The 12897-nt window shown below is 47.9% G+C and carries 4 protein-coding genes; all 4 read right to left on the reverse strand.

Translation table 11 applies throughout. The annotated features are described in order from the left end of the window. Window positions 1-3: 3 nt before the first annotated feature. Window positions 4-3312: a SusC/RagA family TonB-linked outer membrane protein gene (locus tag AC5RDV_RS05840; RefSeq protein WP_008624679.1), complete on the reverse strand. Its 3309-nt coding sequence runs from the start codon at window positions 3310-3312 to the stop codon at window positions 4-6. Window positions 3313-3341: 29 nt separating this feature from the next. Beyond that, window positions 3342-6062 (reverse strand): fasciclin domain-containing protein, encoded by a 2721-nt coding sequence (locus AC5RDV_RS05845; RefSeq protein WP_282748560.1) that lies wholly within the window; start codon window positions 6060-6062, stop codon window positions 3342-3344. Window positions 6063-6153: 91 nt separating this feature from the next. After that, on the reverse strand, window positions 6154-9825 hold the full coding sequence (locus AC5RDV_RS05850) for a T9SS type A sorting domain-containing protein (RefSeq protein WP_253270984.1): 3672 nt from the start codon (window positions 9823-9825) through the stop codon (window positions 6154-6156). A 243-nt stretch (window positions 9826-10068) separates the two neighbouring features. Next, complete coding sequence (locus tag AC5RDV_RS05855; protein ID WP_282748559.1) at window positions 10069-12882, reverse strand: alginate lyase family protein; 2814 nt, start codon at window positions 12880-12882, stop codon at window positions 10069-10071. Window positions 12883-12897: the final 15 nt, after the last annotated feature.

A 12897-nucleotide genomic window follows, 5' to 3' on the forward strand; every position in this document is an offset into this window, starting at 1 on the left:
TCATTAGAACGTTGCTGTCAACCCGAATGTGAAAGACTTTGCACGAGGAGTAATCGCCTCGTCTTTAGTCACTCCCATATCACCATAATTCACTTCGGGATCCACGCCTGAGTATTTGGTCAGGCAGAACAGGTTCTCTCCGCTCACGTAGAGGTTCAGGCGGGAAAGCCCGATGCGCTTGATAAGCTTGGAGTCAAACCCATAAGAAAATTGCAAATAGTTCAGGCGCAAGAATGAGCCGTCTTCCACAAAACGGTCGCTACCCATCCAGTTATATCCTTGGCCATACAAAGCCCGAGGCAACACATGTCCCCCATTTGCACCGTCACCTTCCTTACGCCAACGATAGTTCACCGCCGTACTCTGATTGTCGGCACCATGCATGTTTTCCGCCCTCATTCGTGCCACATTTGCAATCTTGTTACCATAACGGTAGTTGAACTGCGCATTCAAACTCCATCCTTTATAGAACAACCTAAACCCAAAACCACCAGTCAATTTGGGCAATGAGCTGCCTAAATAGACCACATCATATTGATCAATGCTTCCGTCATGGTTCACATCTTCATAAATAGCATCACCACCGGTAAAAGCATATTTCGTACCATTATAATCATAATACATGGGCATCGGTTCTCCATTGGCACCATAAATGACGCTTCCGGCCTCATCCCGCGCCACCGGACAAGTCGCGCCGGATGCCTGTGCCTTGTCGAACTGGTCGTAACTGTAAGCATACACGCCTTTGTAACGCAAGCCGTAAATCGCACCAAACGGGTTGTCTATCTGCACACGGGACATATACTCCCCGTTTTTAGGTAACTTGACCCCTGTTCCATTAATGGCATTCAGACGCGTAGGTGTCATGGCCGTAATGGTATTCCGGTTATTAGCGAACGTAAGATTGAAAGTAGCTGCCAAATCTCCCGCCAATTTTACACGGTTCAGGTTCAAATTGATTTCATAACCTTTATTCAACATGTCTCCACCATTCTCCACAATCAACTCCGAAAAACCGGTCGTTGTGGGAATAGAAGCATGTTCGGTCATCAAGTCTGTTTTCTTATGGGAATACAAATTGATATCCGCCGTAACCAAATCATCAAACAATCCGATATTCCACCCTAAGTTCCACGCAGACTGTTTTTCCCAACGCAAATCCGTCAAGCGGACATTGTTCGGCCGCATCCCAATGGAATTAATATACCCTCCGTCTACACCATACACACTGAAATGAGTATCTTCCTTAGGAGGTTGCGTACCCGTCACGCCCCATCCGAAACGAACCGCAAACATGCTCAACCATTTTTTGGTAGGTTCCATCCATTTTTCATCCGAAATGTTCCAACGGCCGGAAGCTGAATAAAAATACCCCCAACGGTACTTTTGGCCAAAACGGGTGTTTCCTTCTCCGCGCAAGGCCAAATCCAACGAATACTTGGACTGGTAGGCATAATGCCCCTGAAGCACCCAATTGGCCTTCCGCCAATGACCTGCCCCCGTTTTCGTCTCGTTCAAAAAGCCACCGGCTGTCCCGGAAGTGATGGTTCCGCTTGGCAACAAGTATGAACTCAAGAACTGGGAACTGGACGTACCGGAAACCATTTCCCCTTTAAAGAACAAGCGTACCGAGTGGTCTTGGTTCATGATATAAGGGATATATGTCAACTGATGACGTGTGTTAAAACCGAAACTCTTTTCAAAAGCCGAAGAAGCGGAATTTATCCCTTTCTCATTCTCCTTGAAATCCACATTCCTCAACTCCCAAGGATAGTAAGAATCATTGTATTTATTATAAATGCTCAATACCACAGTCCCCTTATAAGTCAATTGGTGCGAAGTCTCGTCAAGTCCCAACAAACGGTATTGGAAATCGAATTGGGGTTGGATGTTATAACTACGTTCCTCCTTCTTTGCCAAATATGCCGAAGCCACCGGATTCACTTTACCGCGTTGTGACGAAAGTTCATCCTTGTCCCCTTGGTACCGTTCCACAAACCTCGGTTGCATGTAATACGTACCCAAGGAATTACCGTACGCATCCTCGTCATAAATAGCCAGATTGGGCATCTTCGTATAAGCTATCCCCAACAAATCATCACTATTCATGTGGTTGTCCGTATAAGTCAGTGCAAAGTCACTCGAAATCTTGATGCGGTCGTTCACAAAATAATCCAATGCCATACGGGTTGTAAAACGATCCAGTTTCTGAGCGATGATAGAACCTATCTGATGGTCATAACCGGCAGAAATACGATAATTCGCTTTTTCCCCGCCTCCCGACAAAGAAACATAATGCGTTTGGAACAACCCGAACTGCTTCACGGCATCCCTCCAGTCGGTATTGTTATTGAATTGTTCGTATTCAGAAAACGTCGGGTCATAATTCAGTTCCGGCTGACTTTCGGGATTTTGGTTCACATTGAAAAGTTCCTCTTTCATCATCATGGTATACTCATCTCCGTTCAATAATTTGTAACCCTCCGGCTGATAAGTCCCCTTCAACCTCAAAGAATAAGTAAACTGGGGCTTGCCACGCCTTCCACGCTTGGTTACGATATTGATGACCCCGTTAGCACCTTGCGATCCCCAAATAGCCGTAGCCGCCGCATCTTTCAGCACCGTAATGCTCTCTATGTCTTCCGGGTTGATAGACAATAATTCGGCAAACTTTTCATCCGTCATACTCGTATAATCAATGTCATCATTGGCATTGGTCTCAAAGATGTTGTCATCCACGACAATCAACGGTTCCGCATTTCCCATAATGGTTGACACACCGCGTAAACGCATCGTCGTACCCGAACCCAGGTTTCCGGATGAAGCGATAATGTCCAAACCGGCAATGCGTCCTTGCAAAGCCTCGTCGGCAGAAGTGAAGGACAAACCTTCGAATTCCGTCATCTTAATAGTCTGTTGGGCAAAAGACTGTTCACGTTCCGGTATTTCCAATCCTCCGGTGGCTATCTTCGGACGGGCTTCCACCACGACCTCTTTCATCACCTTACTGTTTTCCTCCATCATGATATCGAAAACCACCCGCTTTCCTATTTCCTGCAAAACCGTCTTGTACCCCATATAAGTAAAACGCAACTTATTCTTAGGGTTTTGTACTTTTAGGGTGAAATGCCCGTTCATATCGGTCACTGCGGCCGATACAATACGGTTGGCCGCATCTATCTCTCCCACATACACTCCCATCAGAGGACCCAAATCGTCCGACACGGTACCGCTTGCCACTTGGTTCTGCCCGACGGCCCACAGCGGACATAAGCAGAATAGGAATACTATCAAATATTTTATCTTGTTCATAACCTCTTTTTTTATGATTCATGGTATTGTTAATCCTCCGGAACACGTTCATTATCTTTCAGGCAGAAACATTCGTCATCGTATATCAAAGGTTCATTCACACGATGAACCACCACGTATGAAGAAGCGTTGATATTACCATTTTCCGTCTTTTCCGAGAATGTGTACTCACGTGTCATCCGGTTATAGAATTCTGGATTTTCAGTCGTTATACGAACTACACCCGTCTTCTCCGAATTGTCTGCCACCGTAATACCTGTGGCATCAGAATTCACCCGCAAGGTATAGCTCAACCCCTTGTCTGCACCGTCCGAATGGGTTGCCGCAGTCTCGAAAGACATATTACGGGCATCCCCACCGATATAAACCGCATTGTCTTGGAAATGGTACTTCAAGAAGTTCATCACCCGTTGGGTGTAAGCCTGTTTCAAAGAATCCACATTGACATCCGTCCCGGCATACACGTTGGCCAGATTGTTGATGTCCTTCCAACGCGGCAACCCGAGGCTGTAAGCTTTTTCCATAGCCGCATTATCCGGCACATATACCGTATAATGATAAGAACTGAAAGTCTGTATGGCCGCATTGTCATCGTTCATATTCAAAGATTTTGTAGAAATCAAAGAATACAGGTTAGACTCGTTGGTCGTCCATTCCTCATTTCCCAAAAGCAATTCGTAAAATTCAGAATACTCCGGATGTTCCACCAACTCCTGCATCAAACTATGGAATGTAGGCTGTACCATTTGGTCAAGCACGTAATACACCCCATTGTCCATCGTTACGAAATCCTGCGTTGTTACTTTTTCTCCGGAATACTGGTCGGTCACGGTCACTTGCCCGCCCACTTTTTCAACCTTCATGGGTCCGTCATCCTTCGTCTGGTAATATACAGAACCATTACCCACATAATTGCCCCCGTTCACATCCCGGGGAACGATACAGAAGTTCAGCAAATCGGTCAGACGGTTCTCGACCACAGGATTGATTTGATAATATGAATTGCCCTCACTATCCTCCTGCAACGTGCTGCCCAATATGCGCATGTCATCCTCCGTGCAGCCGGCCCATCCGCCCAATTTCTTATCATAGCGGTAAGAATACGCTTCCACCTGGTTCTTCTCCGCATTATAATAAAACTTGAACCACCGCGGGTCCGTTCCGCTATACGACACGGGGTCAATGTAACGGGAAAGGGCCTCATCCGTCAATATCATGAAATCATAATGGCTCACCATAGATAACAAGTAAGGCCTGAACTCCAAACTTCTAATAGCCCAATTCATGATTTTCATATTCTCATTGACCAACGTCGGAGCCAATACGGAACGGAACGATGCCGGAGCATAGGCTTTTTTCATCACGTACACGGCACCATTGTTACACACAGCCGTGCTTCCTTTTATAATATCAGCCTCGTCAAGTCCGACAGGATCTTTGGCATCATCCAATACCAAATTGAATTTGCTGGGCAAAGAAGACAAGAACGAATACTGCATATGGTTGTTCAAGAACTCTGCCAACACATCATTGGGAACGTTTTCGAAAGGCTCGTCACTCGGATAACGTTCACGCAAGAAAGAGCCGTTTTCACTGTTCCAATACGAATTCAACGCCTCATCCGTAGGAGCGAAGACAGCACCCATGTCCAAGTTGACATTATCCGTATACTCCCCACCTGCGGTATAGATATTCCCTTCTGCATAATCGTTACGCGAAGGATCAAATTTCAGCACGCCGTCCACTTCCACACCGTTGTACGAAGTCAGTGAATTCCCATCGGCCGAAGAGAAAAAATAACGTCGTCCATATATGGAGTCACCTCCGGCCAATGCCGGATAAAGATTCTGGTCAGCATAACGGTCGTGCAAATCCTTGTAAGAATTGGAAAGGGAAGCTGATACGAAAGGAGCTGAATAACGGTCCATCAATTTGCTGAACAAAGAGGTAGCCCCGTTCGTACGCAAATAACCGGCCATGTTGGGCAAAGGTTCCGGCACACCACCCATAATATGGATATATCCGTTCTGGCACGTCACATTCCCCTCGCGTACCTTCACATTATTTATATATACATCCTCTTCCTGGAACTCCGTTCCATTAAAAAGGTAAGAAAAATCTTTTTTAGTGATGCCCTTGGACATCATTTGGCGCCAAATAAAATGCACCATCGGCACAGTCCCTTCTTCAATCAGGTTATACACGGGCTGATGCCTTCCACGCAATCCGCCCCAGTAATCCGCACTCACTGAAGCCTCAGGCAGTTCTGCCACGGACACAGCCGGAATGGAATCATACACCGACCATTGCGTATTGGTACGGCGCATCACCTGCCCTTTCAATATATTGTCTCCTGACGGTTGGTTGGTCAACAAATCAAGCACGTAGGCATTCTCCAACATGGAAGTGTTCACCAAAAACCTCTTCATCGGAATAGAAATATGGTTCTCGTCCACACCGTGCGCCTTGAAATAAGCGCGATAAGTATCATCGTCGGGCACGAAGACCGTCACGCTACCGGTCTTGCTTAAGAATTCGGTGCGCCCCAAGTCATCCACCATCTTCAAGTAAATACTGAAATTACCTCGACGTGACAACTCGTCATAAATGCTTTGCCCCAACCACGAGGGTTTCTCCTGTGCCCATTCATAATCATCCGAACAGGAGGGCATCATGCAAAGTGCACCCACCCCAATAGCCATGGAGAGCAACACCTTATACGTCCTTGCACGTAATACCTTTATTAGCATAAAACCTTTATTTTAAATTTTGTTTTCCTTTCACCTTAAATGGGAGAAACGGGACGGCACACGGCGGTGTCCCGTCCCGTTTTGTTTTAGATTAATTGCCTGCCACTACATATTTCTTGCCGCCTGCAATATAGATGCCTTTCTTCAAGCCATTCACCGCATCGGCACGTTTCACTTGCTTGCGCACAAGCTTGCCGGTAATATCGTATACATCTACAAGTTCCGACGAATTAGCGTTGCAATCCATCATGGTGCCACCGATATTGCTTCCTCTTTCCGTACCTATATAATAGAGACGGAAATTGTCGGCCAGGAACCAAGAATCATTTCCTCCAACTCGTCCATTACCACGTATTCCGATAGTTACGGCCCCATTCTCCACATAGATTTCAGGAACCACCGTGGTCGTTCCCAAAGTAGCCTGTGCTGCATCCCATACATCCTGCTTTCCGTTAAAGGCACTGTCGGCATATTCAATTTCAGTATAGGCATATACAAGACTGTCTTGTCCGGCACTTCCGGTCACAGTACTTACCTCCACACTGTTCGTCTGTGCGTAAAGCCTCATCTTGTCCCATTCATGGTTCAAGAACGTAGCAGCTTCCACACGATAGGCACCGGTAGGTAATCCATACTTACCCTCGGCAGACACTTCGGGTTGCGTACCGATAACCTGACGATAATCCGTAGCCGAAGAAATATTATGAGCGTCATTGCTAGAGTGACTGGTCGTGTACATCCAAGTATCACCAGAAGTGGCTCCTGTACGCGGTGCGCGGTCGGCATTCGTCTCCAATGTCCATCCATTGATTCTCACATCCGTCGGATTGCCTTCATCATCCGTGGCATCCTGATAGATATTGGGATTGACAACAAATGTCGTCATATCAAACGGTTCATCAGCTGTTGCCCGGGACAACACTTCAGGAGTCATGGCATTGACACACTCCCCTTGCAAGGCTTGTACCGCCAAATCCACATCCAAAGGATCCAACTCATCCGAAGCAATATAAGTCATTACGTTAAGGTAAGCCTCTGTTTGTGCCAAGCCCCCTATCTGGTCAGCCAGAACTTTGGCAGTACCCATCGGGTAACAAAGTGCCACGGAATTCATCAACTCCGCAGTGGCCGCCTTTAGAGCCTCCGCCTGTTCAACCACTGCGTCCGACAAATAATTGTCCCAAGACATATCCTCAGCCACTTCCGCAGCCATCTCCAAAGCCGCACTAAATGTTTTCTTTGCTGTAGGTTGGGCAAACAAAACACCTTCATTCAATTGGTTATTGAAATTATTTCCATTCTGCACCAACGGAGTCAAAAGCAAATAATTCGCAATCAATTTCTCAGCATCTGCGTTCATCTTGTCCAAGTCGTCTATGGCATAAGAAACGTCATCCAAAGTCCCTTCCGTCAAGAATATATAATAACCCTCTTCCGGATCCAAGGCAAAACCGTAAGACTCACTGTCATCAATGCCATAAACAGCCAAAGAATCATGCAATACGACAGCCTTATCCAAACGGTCTTGTAAACGTCCACGGTAAGCACCAAGAACATCAGAACCGGCAAAATAAAGACGGAAGTTATCGGCATACCAATTCTTACCATTACCTCCTTGATGGTTATTCTCCGGATCTGCTCCCCTTACACCGATATACAACTGGCCATCCACCACCACGACATCTTCTACCGTACTGGTCACATCTGTCTTAAAAAGAGCCTCATCATAAAGCATCCTGTCGCGGTTAAAATACACCGTGTCGATATTTACACTGTCAGATGTCGCATACAGTACAATCTTATTCGGATCACCGTCTGAATAAGTGGCAGCCGCCAACTGATACAAACCGTCCGGCAATTTGACCGCACCATCCCCGATTCCTATTTTCTGATAATAATGCACTCCTGTCACGTCGTTGCCTTTATTACCAGACCAGTTACCGGCATGCAATTCGCCATCACCGTCAGTCACCGTACACCAAATACTGTTGTCACGGGCATCGTTCCGACCGAGAATCCACCCACCAGGCATCTGGTTCTGTACACCGGTATTATTAAAGATATTCGGATTGGTAATAAAGCTTGTCATATCCAATTTGTTCTTTTCCGTGACAGTAGCCAAGAATTCCGGCGTCAGTTTCTCTTGGATTTTCGCATTCAAGGCAGCCACATCCAAGATGGCATCGTCAAATGTCAATTCCACGGCATCCAAATCAGCCAACACTTTCTTATACTCATCCGTGTTCTCCAATCCGCCCAACCGGTCGGCTAAAGCCTTTGCCTTTCCTAAAGCGTATGACAATCCGGCCCAATTCCGGGCCGAAACCACCATTGCATTCAATTTCGTGGCACTTTCTTCTGCCCCGACGACCATATCAGCCATATTGGTCTCCGCAAGTTGTTTCTTAGCTTCCGCAATCTGTTGCTGCAAAGAAGTCTTCAAAGCATTGTTCAATGTGACCTCCCCGTTCTCGACTTTTGCCCAATATGCCTCAGCCCCCTTCACGGCATTATTCAAAGCCATGGTCAAAGCACGTGCGGCATTAGCCGATTTCACAGTCTCCGACACCACTTGCAACGCTTCCGTGACATCGCCTGTGGTTCCGGCATACTTGTCATATACGGCCTGAAGCTCTGATTTTATAGCTTCAGCTCCAAGGTCATTAAAGTCATTAATCAGATTCTGGAATGAACCCATCAACTCAGTAAAGGCTTCTTCTGCCGTTGCCTCTCCCAAATATGTCAAACGGAAATTGTCGAAAACGGCCCAATCATTCTTGATATACGCATTTTTCTTCACACCGAGACGCAAAGTACCGTCCTGCACAATCACTTCCACCGTATTACCGGCATAACGCCCGTCGCCAAAGGCAATCGCAGCCTTGTTGGCATCTGCGGGAACATCTTCCTCACTCTCGGCCAAAAGAAGAGGGGATTCAACCAAGCCGGCATACAACATGGCGTTCCGGGCCGAACCGTCACCTCGATAAAAACCTTGGCAGGTCAAACGGTAACGCCCGTTACGGATGCCAGTAAGTTCCTGGTAAATATCGAAATTGTCATTATTGGACGCCTCCGCACAATAAAAATGATTTCCAGAAGCTCCACCCGGAGAACTCAAACTGACCGTTCCCCCATTATGCACTTCTTTCCAATTATGAGGTTCCGTGCGGACAAAACTGGCTCCCATGATATAGAACGTGGCATCCACTCCATGGTCTTTGGTCGCTTGGTCAAGCTTTTGCTCACGCTGCGCTTTCGAAACGAACAACCATTGCGCGTCAGTGGCACTTCCGTTACCGTCCAAAGTCAGCACTGTGCCTTCCCCTCCATAATAAAACCATTTGTTGGCATCCAAGTTCATCACATACTCATTAAGGCCGTCATCCGGCGTGGGATCGGTGAAGGTATATTCAGCCGGATTGCCATTGTCGATATACCCATCGCTACCCAAGCCCCTGTTGTCACCGTTGCAACGGGTCACAATCTTGTATTTCCCGTTCGACACGACTACCGTGCACAATAATCCCGGCTGTCCCAAGGAACCTTGCGTCCCCCAGGTATTGGCACCCAAAAGGAAACCGTCACCACTCTTGTTATAAAGGTAAAACTCACCGCCTTCCGCAGGCAGAGCCTCACCCACCCAAGGATTCTCTTCTTGGGCAAAGGCCATGTTGGCAGCCGTCAATGCCATGGTCATCAAAGCCACTGGCAAGCGTTTGCCCAACCGGACAGAAAAAATTTTCGTCGTTCTTCTTTTCATGCTCATAAGTTTTAAGGTTCATTATTCTTATCGCATATCACAGCCGAACCCATTGACTGCAAAAGCGTCTCTTTATCCAACCGTTTTCAAAGGTAGGCACTATTTAAATTAAGGTATGGGACAAAAAATAACAAATGATTAGACATTTTATAACATGGCACAGAAACCACTGATTTTCAATACATACAAAATGTAAAAAACCACCTTTATCCTATCGTCCCATACTCATTCCATCCCATAGCCCTACATCACCTTCAGGCTCTTGCAACGCCCTGAAGCCGTCACATAGCGCAAAATCATCATGCCTTTCCGCGACGGCAGATCCACACGGTTTGTACCCGGCACACAACGGACACTGCTCAACAGGCTACCCTCAAGTGTATATACATCCAACAAGCCCTCTTCGTCCACAGAGACTTCCAGACTGCCTTCACCACGACCGACAACTTCCAACAACGGGATGCCCTCCTCATTCTCCAAAACGGCATCCTCCACAGAAGAACCGTCTTCCTTCTTCACCAGACGGAACGGGAATGAAGTGCAAAGCCCTTGGTTCACCGATATGACCGATGACTCCGGAGCAATCTCCCACAAACCGCCGGACGCGGACGAGGAACGCTCTATGGCATACAAGTCGTCCGACCCGCATTTATGCCACAAATTGAAAGAATGACGGGAATAATCGCTCGCCGAACTCAGACGCCCGTCCTCCGACAAATGCTGCCCGCTGTTGGTACGGCTGATGAACATGTAACGCGAACCGTATGTAGAGGGAAGGCGGCGGATGCGCCACAGATACTCTTCATCGGTATCTTCTGAATAAGTCATGAACTGACCGTCCGTATTCCGCAGGTAACGACCGCCCATAGCCTCTTGGATATAGTAGCTGTCCTTATCAGAAGGAGACAAAACATTGGTCTCATATACCGGCACATCGAAATGGTACACCGTACGAGCCTCTTTCCCTGTAGATGAAAAACGTTGGAACACCAAGGTAACATTGAAACTGGTGTCCATGGCCGATACATGCAGGGTATCGTTCAAATCGGCCACCTGCCCGCCCAAATCATCCAAATGGTAAGTCAGCGTGTCGGCCTGGATGGTATCGTTGCCCACGACCCATTTATAAATACGCGTCGAATTCACCGACTGGCTCAATATGGACGCAGGCTTGGCATAAAGGCTGAAAGAAGCCCCGCACGGCAACACCATGGAAGTACCGGGATATTCTTCGCCATTATAAATAATGAAAGGATCTATTTCGGAAACCTCCACGCGGAACACCTGAGACTTGAGCACTCCCGACTTGTGTTCCATCGTCACACGGTAATAGGCACTGGAAGCCACACTGGCCAATTCAAAACGGTTGGTTGTCGCGTTGTTCAGCTTCGACCATCTCTCCCCGTCCGTGCTCTTTTCCCAACGCCATGACTTGACATGCCATCCACCGTAATCCATGCCTAAAATCACGCTCTCGTTCTTCTTCACGTAAATCAAAGTGTCCTGGCTTTCCCGGTAAGCATACTTGCAATAAGGCGTACAGTCACGCACGTATGCCTCACCAGCCACCTGTATGGAGAACATCTGCGTGCTTACCACTCCTGCCGCATTCGTATAACGCACACGGTACACGAAAGAGGTATCCGCTTCCACCTCACGCTCGGCCGAAGTGCAAGAAGCATCATCGTCCCACGACCACTTTCCGGTATCAGTCTCACCATCCGGCAAAGCCACCTTCAGCGTCACTTTCGCCCCTCTCGGGACGGCATTCAACAAAGTACGGTCCAACGCCTCACCGTCATACCCGATGCTCCCTTTCAGGACGGTTGGCACAAGGGTCTTGTCTTCCAACGGATCCAAGGAACACATCAGCGTGGTGAAACCCAAATGGTCGTATCCGCCGCTGTTGCCGCCATAGAACCCTCCTCCGGCATCTATGCCGTCACCGTGGACCATCATGATCTTATGCGAATAGGGCATGTCCACGCCACGGATGTTTTCGTAGTAGTTCACGATGCGCGGCCAACCGCAGCGGTTGGTGCCTTGCCCGCCAGACCCCATCTCGGGGAAAGTGCCGTCCGAATTGGTGTATGGAGAATTGGGCAGGTTTTCATCAAAAGTATTGTAAGCCGCCACATACTCAAAACCGGCCGCAATGCGGTCGTCCATATAGGCATAAAGGTCGTCTCCCTGGTTCAAACCTGCCCCACACACATCCGCTGCCAAAACCACAGCCATGGAAGCATGTCCTTGGTCTCGGTTGGATTCCTGCATTTGTCCGAAATAACCGAAGGGTCCACGCTCGTCCGGATGGAGCTTCCATACCAGATTGCGAAGCGTCTCGGCATAGCGGTGGTCCTCCATGTACTTGTAATACTCCATACCGGCATTGTACACATAAATGTCGTCGCACAAAATGCCCACACTGATTTCGCACAACACGTTGCACAACCCCCAATTCGACCAGTAATGATCGTCTGCACAACCATGACGCTCCTGCAGGAAACCGAAACTTTGGTCACTGAACACCCTCAGCATCCACTGTTGGTAACGTTTGAAATCCTCACGGTTCCACCCTTCGTAGTCCCGCATCAATTCTCCTGCATTGGCAAATTCATATCCATAAAGCCCGGAGGCAAGGCTTCCGTTGGAATTACCGGACACTTTCTGGCAGGTCCTGGCCCATGCGTTCATGACTTCAACAGACTTTTCCGCATAACGCTCATCTCCGGTAATCTTCCAAACCAGTGCACACTGGTAGGCTGTAGCTGCATCATTCATGGCGGCTCCATAATTGTCACCTTCCGGTTCCCAGACATTCCATCCTCCACGGATAATCTTGACTGTGGGATTGGGCTTCCAATTCAAATCCACATGCTTACTGGTCATCAACTTGTTGTAGGCCGCCGTCCAAGGTTCCTGCCCGGTGGCCAACTTTTCCTTCACCCTGTCGAAATCCGCCTGCGTGTGCAATATGCCGGGATGTATGAACCCCTGCCCCATTCCGGACAAAGACATACAGGCAAACAGAAACGACAATACGCTCTTTTTGTTCATAGCATTCATTTTAAA

Source organism: Paraprevotella sp., from assembly GCF_986071375.1.

Coding starts and splice junctions, on each gene's coding strand:
- AC5RDV_RS05855 (WP_282748559.1), bottom strand. CDS start 12,882: ATGAACAAAAAGAGCGTATTGTCGTTTCTGTTTGCCTGTATGTCTTTG.
- AC5RDV_RS05850 (WP_253270984.1), bottom strand. CDS start 9,825: ATGAAAAGAAGAACGACGAAAATTTTTTCTGTCCGGTTGGGCAAACGC.
- AC5RDV_RS05840 (WP_008624679.1), bottom strand. CDS start 3,312: ATGAACAAGATAAAATATTTGATAGTATTCCTATTCTGCTTATGTCCG.
- AC5RDV_RS05845 (WP_282748560.1), bottom strand. CDS start 6,062: ATGCTAATAAAGGTATTACGTGCAAGGACGTATAAGGTGTTGCTCTCC.